This is a genomic window from Pseudomonas sp. GW456-12-1-14-TSB6, assembly GCF_059424205.1.
Genome location: NZ_JBWKZE010000013.1, coordinates 123,016 through 140,943, shown reverse-complemented (window position 1 = coordinate 140,943; position 17,928 = coordinate 123,016). Strand labels below are relative to the sequence as shown.

At 60.1% G+C, this 17,928-nt stretch carries 17 protein-coding genes; 9 read left to right on the top strand and 8 right to left on the bottom strand.

What is annotated here, in order from left to right:
* Positions 1–262 precede the first annotated feature (262 nt).
* The 8 genes from AC07Y2_RS14690 to AC07Y2_RS14655 all read left to right on the top strand — a co-directional run bounded on the left by AC07Y2_RS14690 (position 263) and on the right by AC07Y2_RS14655 (position 6,905).
* Positions 263–937 carry a heavy metal response regulator transcription factor gene (locus AC07Y2_RS14690; protein WP_007951475.1) on the top strand — a complete coding sequence of 225 codons (675 nt, stop codon included), beginning with the start codon at positions 263–265 and terminating at the stop codon, positions 935–937.
* A complete protein-coding gene (locus tag AC07Y2_RS14685) occupies positions 934–2,343 on the top strand; it encodes a heavy metal sensor histidine kinase (RefSeq protein WP_103386169.1) in 1,410 nt (469 codons plus the stop codon). The genes AC07Y2_RS14690 and AC07Y2_RS14685 overlap by 4 nt, the downstream gene beginning before the upstream one ends.
* 373 nt (positions 2,344–2,716) lie before the next feature.
* The gene (locus AC07Y2_RS14680; protein WP_256574470.1) at positions 2,717–2,845 is read left to right on the top strand and encodes a hypothetical protein; all 129 of its coding nucleotides are present in this window, start codon (positions 2,717–2,719) and stop codon (positions 2,843–2,845) included.
* 50 nt (positions 2,846–2,895) lie between these two features.
* Positions 2,896–4,119, top strand: a complete 1,224-nt coding sequence (locus tag AC07Y2_RS14675; protein WP_103386170.1) for a YcaO-like family protein — start codon at positions 2,896–2,898, stop codon at positions 4,117–4,119.
* Positions 4,116–5,066 (top strand): class I SAM-dependent methyltransferase, encoded by a 951-nt coding sequence (locus AC07Y2_RS14670; RefSeq protein WP_103386171.1) that lies wholly within the window; start codon positions 4,116–4,118, stop codon positions 5,064–5,066. The genes AC07Y2_RS14675 and AC07Y2_RS14670 overlap by 4 nt, the downstream gene beginning before the upstream one ends.
* Positions 5,063–5,941 (top strand): alpha/beta fold hydrolase, encoded by an 879-nt coding sequence (locus AC07Y2_RS14665; protein WP_103386172.1) that lies wholly within the window; start codon positions 5,063–5,065, stop codon positions 5,939–5,941. Before AC07Y2_RS14670 ends, AC07Y2_RS14665 begins: the two co-directional genes overlap by 4 nt.
* Before the next feature lie 158 nt (positions 5,942–6,099).
* The gene (locus AC07Y2_RS14660) at positions 6,100–6,531 is read left to right on the top strand and encodes a type II toxin-antitoxin system Phd/YefM family antitoxin (RefSeq protein ID WP_178082852.1); all 432 of its coding nucleotides are present in this window, start codon (positions 6,100–6,102) and stop codon (positions 6,529–6,531) included.
* Complete coding sequence (locus AC07Y2_RS14655) at positions 6,528–6,905, top strand: type II toxin-antitoxin system VapC family toxin (protein WP_039767456.1); 378 nt, start codon at positions 6,528–6,530, stop codon at positions 6,903–6,905. Before AC07Y2_RS14660 ends, AC07Y2_RS14655 begins: the two co-directional genes overlap by 4 nt.
* 55 nt (positions 6,906–6,960) lie before the next feature.
* Here AC07Y2_RS14655 and AC07Y2_RS14650 read toward each other — a convergent pair whose 3' ends face one another.
* The 6 genes from AC07Y2_RS14650 to AC07Y2_RS14625 are packed head-to-tail and all read right to left on the bottom strand — an operon-like array spanning position 6,961 to position 12,913.
* Positions 6,961–8,703: an ABC transporter substrate-binding protein gene (locus tag AC07Y2_RS14650; RefSeq protein WP_007951484.1), complete on the bottom strand. Its 1,743-nt coding sequence runs from the start codon at positions 8,701–8,703 to the stop codon at positions 6,961–6,963.
* A 47-nt stretch (positions 8,704–8,750) separates the two neighbouring features.
* Positions 8,751–9,023 (bottom strand): DUF2160 domain-containing protein, encoded by a 273-nt coding sequence (locus AC07Y2_RS14645; protein ID WP_039767461.1) that lies wholly within the window; start codon positions 9,021–9,023, stop codon positions 8,751–8,753.
* 10 nt (positions 9,024–9,033) lie between these two features.
* Complete coding sequence (locus AC07Y2_RS14640) at positions 9,034–9,834, bottom strand: carbohydrate ABC transporter permease (protein ID WP_007951486.1); 801 nt, start codon at positions 9,832–9,834, stop codon at positions 9,034–9,036.
* Positions 9,835–9,843: 9 nt separating this feature from the next.
* The gene (locus tag AC07Y2_RS14635; protein WP_007951487.1) at positions 9,844–10,710 is read right to left on the bottom strand and encodes a carbohydrate ABC transporter permease; all 867 of its coding nucleotides are present in this window, start codon (positions 10,708–10,710) and stop codon (positions 9,844–9,846) included.
* On the bottom strand, positions 10,707–11,819 hold the full coding sequence (locus AC07Y2_RS14630) for an ABC transporter ATP-binding protein (RefSeq protein ID WP_103386173.1): 1,113 nt from the start codon (positions 11,817–11,819) through the stop codon (positions 10,707–10,709). The genes AC07Y2_RS14635 and AC07Y2_RS14630 overlap by 4 nt, the downstream gene beginning before the upstream one ends.
* Positions 11,819–12,913 carry an ABC transporter ATP-binding protein gene (locus AC07Y2_RS14625; protein WP_064597764.1) on the bottom strand — a complete coding sequence of 365 codons (1,095 nt, stop codon included), beginning with the start codon at positions 12,911–12,913 and terminating at the stop codon, positions 11,819–11,821. Before AC07Y2_RS14625 ends, AC07Y2_RS14630 begins: the two co-directional genes overlap by 1 nt.
* Positions 12,914–13,183: 270 nt before the next feature.
* Here AC07Y2_RS14625 and AC07Y2_RS14620 point away from each other — a divergent pair, with 270 nt between their 5' ends.
* Positions 13,184–15,034 (top strand): sigma-54-dependent Fis family transcriptional regulator, encoded by a 1,851-nt coding sequence (locus AC07Y2_RS14620; RefSeq protein ID WP_103386174.1) that lies wholly within the window; start codon positions 13,184–13,186, stop codon positions 15,032–15,034.
* 16 nt (positions 15,035–15,050) lie between these two features.
* Here AC07Y2_RS14620 and AC07Y2_RS14615 read toward each other — a convergent pair whose 3' ends face one another.
* Together AC07Y2_RS14615 and cysS are read right to left on the bottom strand one after the other, a co-directional pair.
* Entirely contained in the window at positions 15,051–16,262 is a 1,212-nt protein-coding gene (locus tag AC07Y2_RS14615; protein ID WP_103386175.1) for an MFS transporter, read from the bottom strand.
* A 280-nt stretch (positions 16,263–16,542) separates the two neighbouring features.
* On the bottom strand, positions 16,543–17,925 hold the full coding sequence (cysS, locus tag AC07Y2_RS14610) for a cysteine--tRNA ligase (protein ID WP_039767472.1): 1,383 nt from the start codon (positions 17,923–17,925) through the stop codon (positions 16,543–16,545).
* Positions 17,926–17,928: the final 3 nt, after the last annotated feature.

Genomic DNA, 17,928 nt, shown 5'->3' with positions numbered 1-17,928 from the left:
CTGCAACACACCGAAACAAATGCATGTTAGTTATCAGCCGAACAGCACTTGCCGAAAAGGAAGTCATGAAAAATTGACCACTTCGCTGCGACAGGCTGTCGCGGATGGCCGATTTAAAGGGCTCAGGCGTTGACTCTGTAGCCACTACAGCCTTTACGGTACACGCCACTCAGCTCCAAAGTCCGTCAGGAAGTCCCTGCAAAAACTGCAACTTCCAGACTCACTTACTTAAATACCCATTCATTAAAAGTGGTGAAACATCATGCGAATCCTTGTCGTCGAGGACGAGCTTAAAGCTGCCGAATACTTGCATCAGGGCCTGACCGAAAGTGGTTATATCGTTGATCACGCGGTCAATGGCGCGGATGGTTTGCACCTGGCGCAACAACAGGTTTATGACCTGATCATTCTCGATGTGAATCTGCCGGAACTCGACGGCTGGAGCGTGCTGGAACAACTGCGTCGCACCCACTCCACCCGGGTGATGATGCTCACCGCACGCGGGCGGCTGGCGGACAAGATCCGGGGTCTGGACCTGGGCGCCGACGATTATCTGGTCAAGCCGTTCGAGTTTCCGGAACTGCTGGCCCGGGTACGCACGTTGATGCGGCGCAGTGAAAATATTCCGGTGCCGCAGGTGCTCAAGGTCGCCGATCTGGAACTCGATCCGGGCCGTCACCGGGCCTTTCGCGGCACCCAGCGCATCGACCTGACCACCAAGGAGTTTGCCCTGCTGCACCTGCTGATGCGCCAGTCCGGCGAAGTGCTGACCCGCACCCAGATCATCTCGCTGGTGTGGGACATGAATTTCGACTGCGACACCAACGTGGTCGAAGTTTCGATCCGTCGCTTGCGGGCGAAGATCGACGACCCGTTCGACAGCAAACTGATCCACACCCTGCGCGGTGTCGGCTATGTGCTGGAGGCGCGGGAATGAAGCCTGCGAGCCTGTCGCTGCGGCTGGGTCTGACGGTCAGCATTCTCGGCGCGCTGCTGGTGGTGTTCCTGGCGATCCTCGCGTATTTCGCCCTGACCCACGAGCTGAACGCGCTATCGCGCGACAGCCTGGAAAAGAAGCTGGAACAGGTCGAGCACAGCCTGACGCTGTACTTCGACACCGGCGAGATCAGCGCCAAGCCGCACATTCTGCTCGATCAGGTCATGGGGCACGACAACCTGACCCTGACTATTTATGACCTGAACAACCTGCGCACCCCGCTGCTCAAGTCCGGTTCGGGTCTGACCGATCCGCGCGTTGAACTGAAGGCGGTACGGGCGACAACCGATCAGTTGACCCACACCGACAGCGCCGATGCCGAAGGTGCGAAGTTTCTCACCGTCTCCAAGCTGATTCGCCTCAAGGACGGCAGCAGCGTACCGGTCCTGCTGTCGATGGATAACGCCCACGATCAGGCCTTGCTCAGTGCTTATTTGCGCTCGACATTGATGGCTTTGCCGTTGCTGCTGGTATTCATCGGCCTGACCGCATGGGGTGCCGTGCAGCGAGGGCTGGCACCGTTGCGCGAGTTTCGCAAAGTGGCGGCGCGAGTGACGACGCAGGATCTCGACCATCGCCTGTCGGTGCTGAACATGCCCCAGGAACTCAGCGAACTGGCGCAGGGCATCAACGTCATGCTCGATCGACTGGACAGCGGCGTGCAGCAGTTGTCGCAGTTCTCCGATGACCTGGCCCACGAGCTGCGCACGCCGATCAACAACCTGATGGGCAAGGCCCAGGTGACGCTGTCGCGCGAGCGGTCGGTCGAGGAATACACCAACGTTCTGGTGTCCTGCACCGAAGAGCTGGAGCGGGTCGCGCGGATTGTCTCGGACATGCTGTTCCTGGCCCAGGCCACCCAGCCTGCGGCGCACGCCTCGTTCGAGCCGATTGCGCTGGAAGAAGAGGCGTCCAAGGTGGCTGACCTGTTTTCTCTGACGGCGCAGGACAAACAGATCGACCTGAAAGTCATCGGCAGCGCTCAGGTGTCGGGCGACCGGCTGATGATTCAGCGAGCGATTTCCAATCTGCTGTCCAATGCCCTGCGCCACTGCCCGTCCGGCAAGACCGTTTCGCTGTTCATCGAACAGGCGCCGAACGAGGTGTCATTGCGGGTGAGCAATCCCGGTGCGGGCATCGAAGCGCAGCACCTGCCGTATCTGTTCGACCGTTTTTACCGGGTCGACAGCAGCCGCACCCGGTCACAGGGCAGTACCGGTCTGGGACTGGCCATCGTGCACTCGATCATGACCTTGCATCAAGGCTCTGCGCAGGTTCAAAGCCGACCGGGAGCGATGACGATATTCAGTCTGGTGTTTCCCGTGACGCACCCGGAACGGCACTGAACCTTCAAGCCGATTTGTGCGGTGTTTTCTCAAACCTCATGGGAAAAATCGCCGCACAAGTGCTGCATCCATCCCCGTAAATCCTTCAGCACGAATTTGCGTCGCCCCTGCGCTGAAACGTCTGACAGCGGCAAAAGACAGAACGCCTCAAACCGCTGATTCCTTTCGCGTGGCTCGCCCGTTGCAATGCAGTGCTGCCCCCTCAGAAACACGTCCTCGCGGCGTCAATTCACGTTTTATCAGTACGTATTTCGACACCGCTGAAACCCGCGACTGGAAACGTCCGGACATTTTTGACCCCGCCCTCACCGCCCTTTTAGATTCGGCTCGTGCTTGCAACAGCACTCCCAAACAACAACCAAGGAGCAACATCATGGGCTACATGGGCAGCTGGAACGCAAACCCTATCGATGAACTGGAAGAGCAGGAAGCGCCCTCGCCAGAGCAGATCGAAGCGCTGCAACTGACCGAGGAAGAACAGGCGGAACTCAACGCCGAGTGACAGAACCCGCGGGGGCCTTGCGCCCTCGCGGGCTTTCCAGGAAGGAAATCATGCACAAGACAACGTTGGCCGAGCGTGAGCTCACGGCCGATCAGGCAGAACGGCGTATTCACACCGAACTTTCACGCCTGGGCCTCACACCGCACACCCGCACCCTCGGCAGCAAAGTGGTTGCAGTTCAGGCGAGTCTTCATGGCGGCGACAACCGTCATGCCCGTGGCTCCGGCAAGGGTTATGCGGATCAGGCGCACCTGGGCGCGCTCTATGAAGCGCTCGAGCATTACTGGACGGATGAGCTCTGTACCTACGATGTTCACCACGAAACGGAACGCTATTTCAAAGACACGCCGGTGTTTGCCGATGACTCGCTTCTGCACAGGCTCACTTGCCAGCAAAACGTGCGCATCCCCTGCCGGACCTATGTCTGTCCGCCGTGGCATGACCGGTTTTCCTACCCGGTGGCGCTGACCTCGCCGAACGGCTCACGTTTACCCTCGTCACCGGGCATGGCGGACTACCGTGCCGTGCAGCGCTACGCCAGCAACAGCGGCACCGCCATTGGCGCCACTTACCACGAAGCGATGCTGCACGCCGCCAACGAATGCATCGAGCGCGACGCCGTGTCGTTGTTTCTGCTCGATCATTTTTATTATCAGAACCATCCACCACTGCGACGGGTGGCGCGTCTCACTGAACGCGACGATCTCGATCGTCTTTGGGCTGATGCCGAACAAGAGATCGACGGCGAAATCGTGCTGGTGGATATCAGCACCGAGTTCAAGACGCGAACCTTTCTGGCCTTCACCACGAAGCCGGGCGCTCACCCACAGGTATTCGGCAGCGGCAGCTCTCTCGACCCGCGTCACGCGGCGTGGCGGGCGCTTACTGAACTGGTGCAGCTGCAACTGAGTGCCGCCGAACCCGAATACCGTCAGACACTGGCCAATGCGCTGCGCAACCTGCAACCGTTCCCGCGCCTTCTGCGCTGTTCGCAGTTTGATCCGCACACGCTTCTGCATCGCTGCGTTCAACACGAGGTGAGACTGCCGGATGCCGCCAAAGACCTGTCGGTGCAAAATCAACTGCACCTGCTGACTCAAGACCTGCGGATTCATGGCCGTTCGCTGGGTGCAGCGGTCCTGCAGCGAACCGAGCTCGGCACGACCCTGCTCAACGTGGTGATCCCCGGACTGGAACGCTTCTTCGTGGTCTGCAGCGGTAACGTCGTCATACCGCAAGCCCGGGGCCGTACTCTGGAGAGGCCCGCCCCATGAGCCGACCCGATCGCAACCGGGAGCTGACACTGGCCCGATCCATGCGCCTTTACCTCAACGAGAACGGCGCTGTTGGCCACTTCCTCGAACCGCGAGGCAGCGGACTGCATCACGTTTTTTTCCTGCGGGTAAACGATGAGCTCTGGGTCGGCCGCAAGCTCCTGCAACGTGACCGGCATTTTCGATGGCAGGCCAGCAGCTCGCTCAAACCCGACATGTTGTTTGGCCCGCATCTGCATTCATTGTGGGGGGATGACGGGTTGTCGATCGGCTATCGGACGGCCTCACCCGCGGAGAAAGCGCAGGTCTTTGAACATGCATTGCATCAGGCTGACAGCGAGATCCTGGTTCCCTTCCCGCTGCTGGATGAGGCGGGCCGGGAAGCGGTCTGCCCGGCAGACTTCTGGCAATGCAACGAATCACTGGCCGAACAGCTGAACACTGACGAGCAGCACTTGCGCGAATACTGCGCCGGGCTGCTCCAGGCCATCACTGAAAAAGGCGCACTGATTTACGACCCGGCCTGTTCGACCGGCGCGTTCATCGCCCACCTCGCCCGCGCCCTGCCCGACTGTCTTTGCCTGGGCAGTGACCGTTCGGCCTCGATGATCGAACATGCCAGGCGCTGGCACAGCGGGACATCCGTCGAATTTGACGTGCTGGAGGCGAGTGAAGCTTTCAATTCCGGAATTCGCTGCGATGTCTTGATCCTGCGTTTCCTCAACGCCGAAGTCTTGACCCGCCGTGAGGCCCACGTAGCGTTCGAATCGCTGATCCGCTGCGTCAATCCCGGTGGCACGATCCTCGTCTTCGGTCACACCCCGGTGCTGATTCCGGTCACCTGGCTTGCCTCCATCCATCACCTGAAACTTGAATCCAGTGTCGCGGCACGACCAGGGCAAATCGAGCTGTTCCAGTTCTATCGTCTGACGGTTCCGGCGCCATGAGCTTTTCCCTGCATAGCCGAGGTTATTACCCGACCGGCGACGGCCATCAACTCTATTGGGAACGGCATGGTGTTCCGGGACACGAACCGGTGTTTTTCCTCCATGGCGGGCCCGGCGGACGTATCAGCCGCCACCATTTGCAGTTCTTCGAACCGGGTCGGTTCGACATCATCCTGTTCGACCAACGGGGCTGCGGGCGCTCGACGCCTTACGGCGAGCTGCGGGACAACACTACCGGGCTGTGTGTCGAAGACATCGATGCCCTGCGCCAGTATTTCGGCTTCGAAAAAATCAGCGTGCTTGGCGTGTCATGGGGTAGCTGGCTGGCGATCCAGTACCAACAGCGATATCCGCAGCACCTGCTGAAAACCACGCTGGTTTCGGTATTCGTGCCGTTTGCCGCCAATGTCCGGGCCTACGATCAGGCACTCAATGACGGGTTGGCACAATCGCCTCACATGTCGCCCGGCCACCGTGCCAGGGACATCTACCGGATCCTCGGCGAAGGCTGTCCATCGCAGCAACACCGAGCCGCCATCGAATGGTTGAACGCTGTTCTACGTCGCACAGGGCAGACGATCTGCCCCGACACTCTGGAGCGCTTTGTCGATCAGGAAGCGGTGCTCGCCATCCGTCTCGAGCTGCATTACCACCTGCAGAACTACTGCTTCACGCCAAAGGATGAAGACCTGACCCTCGATGACAACACCCTGCTGATCCAGGGCATCCGCGACACCCATGGCATGGCCAGCGTGCGCTGGCTCAGGCAACGCATGAACATCCACTGCCGGCTGCTGCACGCCGGGCACAACGCCTTTGAAAACGCCCTCCTCAAAGCGGTGCGCCGGGCGGTGAAACGTGAAATCGAAAGGTGAGCGTTATATGGCCGTAGGATCTTTTTCCGTTACTGGCCCGTCCCGCCGGGAACACAGAAAGCTCTCTCCAGAATGCCCGTCTCGTCCTACAGCCACACCAGGAAACAAGACGTTATCTTGGGTCACGGTTTACCAAGCGGCTTAGGCCAGAACGGACAATGAAACGTGAAATCTTTTTTGAGCTGGTGAGCAGCTTCGATTCATCGGTGGTCGAGCGACGGAGCAAAGTCATGCAATTTCCCTATATAGCGCGACGTGCAGGTTTGCCCCCCACCTGCACAGAAAAAATCCGGGACTTTGCGGGCCCCCTTGATTCTGGCTATATTTGTCCAGAATATGAGGAAAACATGATGATCATCGTTCCGTTGGCCGAAGCCAAAAACAATCTATCCAGACTCGTCGATGAGGCCGCCTCGGGGCAGATCATTACAATTGCCAAACATGGGCGTGCACTCGCTCGTCTGGTTCCTGTCACCAAGTCTCACGGTCCGCGCATAGGTGCGATGAAGGGCAAACTCGTGCTTCCCGAAAACTTCGACGCGCCACTATCGGATGACATGCTCGACGCATTTGAGGGTGGCCAGTCATGAGGGTATTGCTCGACACCCACATTCTGCTCTGGACGCTTTCAGACGATTCCAGACTCTCCGCAAAAGCCAGAAAACTGATTGAGAACGCCACCGAAATCTATATCAGCGCTGCGACCTATTGGGAGATGGCAATCAAGGTCGGGCTCGGTAAGTTGAATGTAGATCTCGAAGAAATAAGGCAATACAGCCTCGACAGCGGCTTTATAGAACTCCCAGTGACCTCAGAACACGCCATTGCCGTAAAGGAGCTTGAACACCACCATCGCGATCCATTCGATCGGCTTATTGTTGCAACCGCCATGATTGAGCCGATGAAGCTGCTAACCGCCGATCCCCTGGTGGCTCAGTACACAGATCTGGCTGTTCTGGTCTGAATCCCGCACAAAGAAAAACGGCACCCAAAGGTGCCGTTCCGTCCCGCAAAAGCGCTTACTTGCGTGCCGCCTCCCACGACTTGAGCAGTTCGTTGTAGCTCACGGTTTCGCCTTTCGGCTTCTCGTTGGCCAGTTTCGGTTTTGGTGCGCCCGGCTGGTCGAACCAGTATTGCGCGTCGCGCTCGGGGTTCATTTTCGGTGCGCACACCGCTTGGGCCTTGGAGCGTTCCAGACGGGTCATGATCGCGTCCTGATCCTTGGCCAGACCGTCGAGGGCCTGTTGCGGGGTCTTCTCGCCGCTGGCGGCTTCGGCGATGTGGCTCCACCACAATTGTGCCAGGCGTGGGTAGTCCGGCACGTTGGTGCCGGTCGGCGTCCATTGCACACGGGCCGGGCTGCGGTAGAACTCGACCAGACCACCGAGTTTCGGCGCCAGATCGGTCATCGCTTGCGAGTTGATGTCCGACTCGCGAATCGGCGTCAGACCGACGATGGTTTTCTTCAGCGACACGGTTTTCGAGGTCACGAACTGCGCATACAGCCAGGCCGCGAGTTTCTGTTTCTCAGGCGTGGACTTCATGAAGGTCCACGAGCCCACGTCCTGATAACCGAGCTTCATCCCCTCTTCCCAGTACGGCCCGCGTGGCGACGGTGCCATGCGCCATTTCGGCGTGCCGTCGGCGTTGACCACCGGCAGGCCCGGCTTGGTCATGTCGGCGGTGAACGCGGTGTACCAGAAAATCTGCTGGGCGATGTTGCCCTGGGACGGCACCGGGCCGGATTCGGAGAAGGTCATGCCCGCCGCTTCCGGTGGCGCGTACTTCTTCAGCCAGTCGACGTATTTGGTGGTGGCAAACACCGCCGCCGGGCCGTTGGTGTCGCCGCCGCGGGTCACGCTGGAACCGACCGGGTGGCAATCCTCGACACGAATTCCCCACTCGTCCACCGGCAAGCCGTTGGGAATGCCCTTGTCGCCGCCACCGGCCATGGAGAACCAGGCATCGGTGAAGCGCCAGCCCAGCGACGGGTCTTTCTTGCCATAGTCCATATGCCCGTAGATGCGTTTGCCGTCGATTTCCTTGACGTCTTCGCTGAAGAACTTGGCGATGTCTTCATAGGCCGACCAGTTCACCGGCACGCCCAGTTCATAGCCGTACTTTTCCTTGAACTTGGCTTTCAGGTCGGCGCGTTCGAACCAGTCGGCGCGGAACCAGTACAGGTTGGCGAACTGCTGGTCGGGCAATTGGTAGATCTTGCCGTCCGGCGCGGTGGTGAAGGAGATGCCGATGAAGTCCTTGATGTCGAGGGTCGGCGAGGTGAAGTTCTTGCCTTCATTGGCCATCAGGTCGGTGATCGATTCGGTCTTGCCGTAGCGAAAGTGCGTACCGATCAGGTCCGAGTCGTTGACCCAGCCGTCGTAGATGTTCTTGTCCGACTGCATCACCGTCTGCATTTTTTCCACCACGTCGCCTTCCTGCAGCAGGTCGTGGGTCAGCTTGATGCCGGTGATTTCGCTGAAGGCCTTGGCCAGCACCTTGGATTCATATTCGTGGGTGGTCAGGGTTTCCGAGACGACCTTGATGTCCATCCCGCGAAACGGCTCGGCCGCCTTGATGAACCACTTCAGTTCTTCGAGTTGCTGCTCGGCCGTCAGGGTCGACGGCTTGAATTCGCTGCCGATCCATTTTTTTGCGGCATCTTCGTAGGCGTCGGCCCAGGCGGACGCGCTCAAACCGCTGAGTGCCAGCATGGCTGCCAATGAAATGCTATGTCGCAGCTTATTTTTCTTATCGAACATAGAGACCTCCTGTTAGGTTTTCGGAGCACGATTGCCGAGCGATTCGACTAGCCCCAACGCATCACAGCCAACAGCCACACCAGGGACAACGCGGACGCTACCCAGATGCTCCAGTCGGTCACGCCGATTACCAGCAGATGCAGGTAGGCGCTGCCGAGAAGACCGATGAACAAACGATCGCCACGGGTGGTGGCAATCGGCAGAAACCCTCGCCGCAAGATGCTCGGCGAGCGCAATTCCCAGGTGGTCATGCCCACCAGGATCAACCCGATCACGATGAAAAACGCCGCCGTCGGGACGGTCCAGCTCATCCATTCCATCATCAGTTCCTCAGACCCGGCCCAGGGCAAAGCCCTTGGCCACGTGGTTGCGAACAAACCAGATCACCAGCATGCCGGGGAGAATAGTCAACACCCCCGCTGCCGCCAGTACGCCCCAGTCAATCCCGGATGCCGACACCGTGCGCGTCATCACCGCCGCGATCGGTTTGGCGTTCACCGAGGTCAGCGTGCGCGCCAGCAGCAGCTCGACCCAGGAAAACATGAAGCAGAAAAACGCTGTCACACCGATGCCGGAGCCGATCAGCGGAATGAAGATCTTCACGAAGAACTTGGGAAAGCTGTAGCCGTCGATGTAGGCGGTTTCGTCGATTTCCTTCGGCACCCCGGACATGAAGCCTTCAAGGATCCACACCGCCAACGGCACGTTGAACAGGCAGTGCGCCAGCGCTACGGCGATGTGGGTATCGAACAGACCGATCGACGAATACAGCTGGAAGAACGGCAGCAGGAACACCGCCGGCGGTGCCATGCGGTTGGTCAGCAGCCAGAAGAACAGGTGCTTGTCACCGAGAAAGCGGTAGCGCGAAAACGCATACGCCGCCGGCAGCGCCACGGTCAGAGAAATGATCGTGTTCAGACTGACGTAGTACAGCGAGTTGATATAACCGGTGTACCAGCTCGGGTCGGTGAAGATCACCTTGTAGTTCGCCAGCGTGAAATCCTGTGGGAAAAGGGTCAGTCCGCCGAGGATTTCGGTGTTGCTCTTGAACGACATGTTCAGCAGCCAGTAGATCGGCACCAGCAGGAACAGAATGTAGAGCAGCAGGGGAATCAGCTTTCTTTTGCTCATGGCCGGGCCTCAGCGGTTGGCATCGTTGTGGGTCATGGCGGTGTAGAACAGCCAGGACACCAGCAGGATGATCAGGAAGTACACCAGCGAGAATGCCGCCGCCGGCCCCAGGTCGAATTGGCCTACGGCCATCTGGGTCAGGGTCTGACTCAGGAAGGTCGTCGAGTTGCCCGGCCCGCCACCGGTGAGCACGAACGGCTCGGTGTAGATCATGAAGCTGTCCATGAAGCGCAGCATCACCGCGATCAGCAGCACGCTCTTCAACTTGGGCAACTGAATGTGCCGGAACACAGCCCAGGCCGAGGCCCGGTCGATGCGCGCGGCCTGGTAATACACATCGGGAATCGCCCGCAAGCCGGAAAAACACAGCAGCGCCACCAGCGAAGTCCAGTGCCAGACGTCCATCACCAGCACGGTGACCCAGGCGTCCATGGTGTTGGCCGCGTAGTTGTAGCTGATGCCCATGGCGTTGAGGCTCGACCCGAGCAGACCGATGTCGGCGCGGCCGAAAATCTGCCAGATGGTGCCGACTACGTTCCATGGAATCAGCAACGGGATCGCCAGCACGATCAGCACCACCGACGACCAGCGACCCTTGGTCGGCATGGTCAGGGCAATGGCGATCCCGAGGGGGATTTCGATCAGCAGCACACACGCCGAGTAGATGAACTGGCGCAGCAACGAGTCGTGCAGACGCGGATCGAGCAGCACCTGCTTGTACCAGTCGGCACCGACGAAGTAGCGGCTGGACTGGTCGAAAATGTCCTGCACCGAATAGTTGACCACGGTCATCATCGGGATCACGGCACTGAACGCCACCAGCAGGAACACCGGCAACACCAGCCACCACGCCTTGTTGTTCTGCACCTTGTTCATGGCTGTACCTCGCTATCGGTGGCATCCAGCAGAAACTCGTCGGCGTAGACCATCAGCCACTGCGCCGGAAAACTGATGTACGCAGTGCCCTGGGGCACCGGTTTGTCCTCGGCCAGGCGCACTTTCAGCGGTGCGCCGTCCAGATCCAGGGTCATGATCTTGTAGGTGCCGAGGTCTTCGACGTGTACGACCCGCGCCTGCATCGCGTCATCAAACGGCTCGTCCCACACATGGATGAACTCGGGACGGATGCCGACCTTCAGATTTTTCCACTGGCCGTGTTCGATATGGCGCTGCAAGCCGTCGGACAGCGGCAGATGGGTTGAATTGAAACCGACCCCGCCCGGTTGCGGTTGCACTTCGATCAGGTTCATCCCCGGGCTGCCGATGAAATAGCCGACAAAAGTGTGGCTCGGCCGCTCGAACAATTCCCGTGGGGTACCGAACTGGACGATCTGGCCGCCGTACATCACCGCGATCTTGTCGGCAAAAGTCGAAGCCTCCAGCTGATCGTGAGTTACGTAGACCATGGTGATGTTGAACTGCTCGTGGATCTGCTTGAGCTTGCGCCGCAGTTTCCATTTCAGGTGCGGGTCGATCACCGTCAGCGGCTCGTCGAACAGAATCGCCGAGACGTCATCGCGCACCAGGCCACGGCCCATGGAGACTTTCTGTTTTTCGTCGGCGGTGAGGTTGCGCGCCTTTTTGCTCAACAGGTTTTGCAGGTCGAGGACTTCGGCGATTTCCTGCACCTTGCTGTGAACTTTCGCCTCGGCCAGGCCCTGATTGCGCAGGGGAAAGGCCAGGTTGTCGAACACGGTCATGGTGTCGTACACCACCGGGAACTGGAACACCTGGGCGATGTTGCGCTTCTCCGGCGTCAGGTCGTTGACCGCTTTGCCATCGAACAGCACATGGCCCTGGGACGGGCTGAGCAGACCGGAAATGATGTTGAGCAACGTCGACTTGCCGCAGCCCGAAGGGCCGAGCAAGGCATAGGCGCCGCCCTGCTCCCAGATGTGGTCCATCTCGCGGATCGCGTAATCCTCGGGCCCGCTCGGGGCTTTACTGTAGCTGTGGGCGAGGTGCTGCAAACGGATTTCGGCCATCAGGCAACCCTCGCGACGCGCCGGCCCGGTGCCTGCACCAGACGGCCCTGCGCATCGAACACAAACAGTTTATGGGTCGGAATGTAGATGCGGATCGGCGCATCGACGTCGTATTCGTGAACCCCCGGCAAATGCAACACCAGCAGAAAATGCTCGTTGCGCACGTGCAGGAAGGTTTCCGAACCGCTGATTTCCGCCACCTCGACGGTCACCGCCAGTTCCAGGTCGTCGTCGTTGCTCGGCACCAGCGAGATATGACTCGGGCGCACACCAAAACGGAACTCGCCCTCGCCCACTGGCCGCAGATCGACGTTCAGCGGGAAGTGCACGAAGTTGGCGAAACTCACTTCGTTACCGGCGATGCGCCCCGGCATCAGGTTGATCGGCGGCTCGGAGAACAATTCGGCGGCCAGCACCGTTTGTGGCTGGTGGTAGACCTCGGTCGACGGGCCGCTCTGGATCACCCGGCCCTCGTGCAGAATGGTCGTGGTACCGCCCAGCGCCAGCGCTTCGTTGGGTTCGGTGGTGGCATAGATGGCGATGGTGTGGCGCGCCTTGAACAGCTCGCGCATTTCCTGACGCAGCTCTTCGCGCAGCTTGTAATCGAGGTTGACCAGCGGCTCGTCGAACAGAATCAGCTCGGCATCCTTGACCAGCGCCCGCGCCATCGCGGTACGCTGCTGCTGGCCGCCGGACAGTTCCAGCGGATAGCGCTTGAGAAACTTCTCGATGCGCAGCATCTTCGCGGTTTCCTGCACCTTGCTCTGGATCTGTTCGTTGGAGATCCCGGCCTGGCGCAGCGGCGAGGCGATGTTCTCGAACACCGTCATGGTCGGGTAATTGATGAACTGCTGATAGACCATCGACACGTTGCGCAAACGCACCGGGCGCTGGGTGACGTCGACGCCGTTCATCAGGATGCGGCCGCTGTCGGGCTTGTCCAGACCGGCCATCAGGCGCATCAGACTGGTCTTGCCGGACAGCGTGCGTCCGAGCAAAACGTTGAAAGATCCAGGTTCGAATTTCAGGCTCGCATCGTCGATCCAGGTCTGGCCCTCGACGGTACGGCAGACGTGCTCCAGGGTGAGTGACATGGCTCGGCCTTTTTATTATTGGAGTCAAGCGACCTGTCCTGTAGAGCGACATTCGTGCCAGAAACGGCAAGCTGTTGATTTACCGTTAGATTCGCTGAAAGCCACGCAAACCGTGGTTCGTAGCTGAACACAAGTGAACAGTCGCGACTGAACAATTGAACAGTTTGGCGATTGACAATGAACAATAGTGAACAACACTCTATGGATGCTTTTTGCTCGTCGAACGAGCCATAACAAAAACAACAAAGCACCCTTCAGAGACTGCCAATCATGGCCGCAACTGCCCCGCCGCTGTCCCACGACGCCCTCGTCCAGAGTTCCTGGCAACGTTGCCGCGCGTTCGGTCTGGATCACCAAAGCGCCCCGGCCTTTGATCAGTTGCCCGCCGCCGGCATCGCGCATCTGCTCGACAGCCATCACGCGCTGGTGCAGACCACCCACCAGGAAGTCTTGCCCTACTACGAAAACATCCTCAGCAATTCCAACTGCCTGATCATGCTCGCCGACAATCAGGGCCAGGTGCTGACCTCGTGGGGCACGCAACGCTTTATCGAGCCGAGTCTGGCGCGGGGTTTTCAACCGGGAGCGAGTTGGATCGAACGCGCCAGCGGCACCAACGCCATCGGCACGGCGCTGGCCTGCGAGCAGGCGGTGCACATCGAACACGATGAACACTTTCTCAAGGCCAACCGCTTCATGACCGGTTCCGCCGCACCGATTTTCGATGCCGAGCGCAAGGTCATCGCCGTACTCGATGTGTCCAGCGACAGCTACCTGCCGCCCTCGCACACCCTCGGCATGGTCAAGATGATGAGCCAGACCGTGGAAAACCGGCTGATCCTCAACCTGTTCCATGGCCAGCACTTTCAACTGACCTTCAACACCGGGTTGAACAATCTCGACAGCCAGTGGGCCGGGCTGCTGATCTTTGATGAGAGCGGTCAGGTGCTGTCGGCCAACCGTCGGGCCGACAATCTGCTGGGTGTGCGCTTGTCGCGGGTCAGCGTTGAAAGCCTGTTCAAGGTGTCGTTGCTGGAGTTGATCAATCAGCCGGACGGTTTGCCGTTTGCCTTGCAGACTTCCGGGCGCAATCGTTTCCAGTGTTTGTTGAAGCGACCTAAACAGGCGCCGGTTCAGGCGCGGGTCTTCACTGAAACAAGAACCGCCGAACCGAAAGTCGCCGCACCCACGGCCATCAGCCTGAGCACTTTGCACTTCGGCGACAGTCGCGTGGAGAAAGCCGTGCGCCAGGCTGAACGTCTGCTGGAAAAGGACATCCCGCTGCTGATTCACGGCGAAACCGGGGTCGGCAAGGAAGTCTTCGTCAAGGCCCTGCACCATGCCAGCTCCCGCAGCAAACAGGCGTTCATTGCCGTCAACTGCGCAGCGATCCCCGCCGAACTGGTGGAGTCAGAGCTGTTCGGTTACGAGAAAGGTGCGTTCACCGGTGCCAACCAGAAAGGCAGCATCGGCCTGATCCGCAAGGCCGACAAAGGCACGCTGTTCCTCGACGAGATCGGCGACATGCCGCTGCCGACCCAGGCCCGGCTGTTGCGGGTGCTGCAGGAGCGCTGCGTGCAACCGGTGGGCAGCAGCGAGCTGTTCCCGGTGGATCTGCGGATCATCTCCGCCACCAACCGTTCGCTTCGGGAACAGGTGCAACTGGGGCGCTTTCGCGAAGACTTGTACTACCGCATCGGCGGCCTGACTCTCGAATTACCACCGCTTCGCGAGCGCAGCGACAAGCAGGCGCTGTTCAAACGCCTGTGGGAGCAACATCGCGAGCCGTCGCAGTGGGCGGGATTGAGTCGCGAGGTGCTGGACTTGTTTGAACGGCACCCGTGGCCGGGCAATCTGCGTCAGGTCAGCAGCGTGATGCAGGTGGCGCTGGCGATGGCCGAGGAACAACCGATTCGGCCCGAGCATTTGCCGGACGACTTCTTCGTCGATCTGGAGATGGAGCCGGTGGAAGTGGCCGAGCCGTTGGGCATCGACCTGAACGATGCCGAGGCGCTGAACCGAGAGTTGCAACTGGCCGGCGGGAATATTTCCCACCTGGCTCGGCGATTGGGGGTGAGCCGCAATACGCTGTACAAGCGATTGCGGCAGCTTGAAAGCTGAGCGCCCCCATAGCCGGTCAGGCCGAAACGGTCGGCTCAACAGGCGCAGCCGATGCGGCCGCCAACGTCCGCAGGCCCATCAGCACCACGACCATCATCATCAGACCTGCAGCAATCGCGACCGCGAACCCTGCCCGTGCACCAAAAGCATCAATCACCAGCCCCGCCAGCATGCCGCCGAGCGCCACGCCGATGCTGATTCCGGTGGTCATCCACGTCAGGCCTTCGGTCATCCTCGCTGCTGGGATGATGATTGTTCCCAGCTTCATGACCACAACCATGGTCGGCGCGAACGAGATGCCGGCGATAAACAGCATCGCGGTAAGGACATAAACGTCCGGTGAGAAAATCGGCAATACGCCGGTGACTGCCGTGACCAGGATCCCGATAAAGAACTGCTTTTCAATCGCCAGCGAAACACGCAACGCGCCGAAGGTCAGGCCCGCCACCAGCGAGCCGAACGCATAGGCGGCGAGGATGAAGGTGGCGGACGCTGGCCAGCCCTGGGCATTGGCGAACGCTACAACGGCGACATCGATCGATCCGCCAATGGCGCCCATCGCCAGCAGTGCCAGGACAATGGTGCGAACGCCGGGAATCAGCAGGGTCGAACCACTGTTTTTCCGGTTGCCCGCCACGACTTTCGGTTCGGTCTGACGCTGCATGAGAAACGCCGTCACGCCGACGGCCAGCAACCCCACCGCCACCAGCGGCCCGGCTTCCGCGAAAAAACTCACGCTCAAACCGATCGCCAGTGGCGGGCCGATGATGTAGGCCAGTTCGGTGAGAACCGTGTCCAGCGAGAACGCGGTGTGCAGTTGTGGCTTGCCACGAAACAGCTGCGTCCAGCGTGCGCGGATCATGGACGGCATGCTCGGCATCGTCCCCGCCAGTGCCGCCAGCACAAAAAACAGCGCGGCCGGCGCCCTCAGGTGCACGGCAACAATCAGCGCCAGCAACATGACGATGCTGAACGCCGTGACGACGGGCAGCACGCGACTCTGGCCACGCCGATCAACCTGTTTCGAGATGCGCGGGCCGAGCAGCGCATTGGCCAGGGTAAACGTACCGGCGACTGTGCCGGCCAGCCAGTAAACGCCGGTCTGCTGCACCAGCATGGTGATGATGCCGATGCCGATCATTGCCTGGGGCAGTCGGGCAATAGAGCTCGCGAGGATCAGCCCGGTCGCGCCGGGTGTCGATACCAACTCGCGATAGTGATTAGCCATGATTCCTCCCTTCCGGATTCGCCGCTGATGAGCATCCTGCCGCGTGCGCTATCAAGACCTATGCGAATGCCAAAAGCAATCACACATTGTCTGGATCGTTCCCACGTCGAGGCGTCGAACCGTCTGCGTGGGAACGCCTCATTGGACGCTCCGCGTCCGCTTCGGCATGGGACGCGGAGCGTCCCGGGCTGCATTCCCACGCGGAGCGTGGGAACGATCAATGCGAACCGAAAAACAAAAACCCGCACAAGGCGGGTTTTGTTTGTAACAGGCGCAGCAATCAGTCAGCCAGACGCCAGGTCGTGCCGCCCTTGCCGTCTTCCAGCACCACGCCCATGGCGGTGAGCTGGTCGCGGATGCGGTCGGATTCGGCCCAGTCCTTGCCGGCACGTGCCGCCAGACGCGCAGCGATCAGCGCCTCGACTTCGGCTGCATCCACGCGCCCTTCGGCACCAGCTTGCAGGAAGTCGTCGGCTTCGAGCTGCAACACACCCAGCACGCTGGCCAGTTCTTTCAGGCGCGCCGCCAGACCGGCCGCTGCATCGAGATCGCTCTCGCGCAGACGGTTGATCTCACGGACCATCTCGAACAGCACCGCGCAGGCTTCCGGTGTGCCGAAGTCGTCGTTCATCACCGTGGTGAAACGCTCGACGAACGCTTCACCGCCAGCCGGTGCCACGTTCGGCAGGCCTTTCAACGCATGGTAGAAGCGCTCCAGTGCACCCTTGGCGTCCTTGAGGTTGTCTTCCGAGTAGTTGATCGCGCTGCGGTAGTGGCTCGACACCAGCAGGTAACGCACGACTTCCGGGTGGTACTTGTCGAGCACGTCGCGAATGGTGAAGAAGTTGTTCAAGGACTTGGACATCTTCTCGCCATTGATACGGATCATGCCGCAATGCATCCACGCGTTGGCGTAGGTCTTGCCGGTGGCCGCTTCGCTCTGGGCGATTTCGTTTTCGTGGTGCGGGAACTCGAGGTCGCTGCCGCCGCCATGAATGTCGAACGTCTCACCCAGGCAGCAGGTGGACATCACCGAGCACTCGATGTGCCAGCCCGGACGCCCGGCGCCCCACGGCGATTCCCAGCTCGGCTCGCCCGGCTTGACGCCTTTCCACAGCACGAAGTCCAGCGGATCTTCCTTGGCTTCGTCGACCTCGATCCGCGCACCGATGCGCAGGTCTTCGATCTTCTTGCGCGACAGCTTGCCGTAGCCCATGAACTTGCCGACGCGGTAGTACACGTCGCCATTACCCGGGGCGTAGGCGTAACCCTTGTCGATCAGGGTCTGGATCATCGCGTGCATGCCAGGGATGTGATCCGTGGCGCGCGGCTCCATGTCCGGCTTCTGGATGTTCAGGCGCGCTTCGTCTTCGTGCATCGCCGCGATCATGCGCTCGGTCAACGCTTCGAACGACTCGCCGTTCTCGTTGGCCCGGTTGATGATCTTGTCGTCGATGTCGGTGATGTTGCGCACGTAGGTCAGGTCATAACCGCTGAACCGCAACCAGCGGGTCACCAGGTCGAACGCGACCATGCTGCGGCCGTGGCCCAGGTGGCAGTAGTCGTACACGGTCATCCCGCAGACGTACATGCGCACCTTGTTGCCATCCAGCGGCTTGAAGACTTCTTTGCTCTTGGTGAGCGTGTTGTAGATCGTAAGCACGGT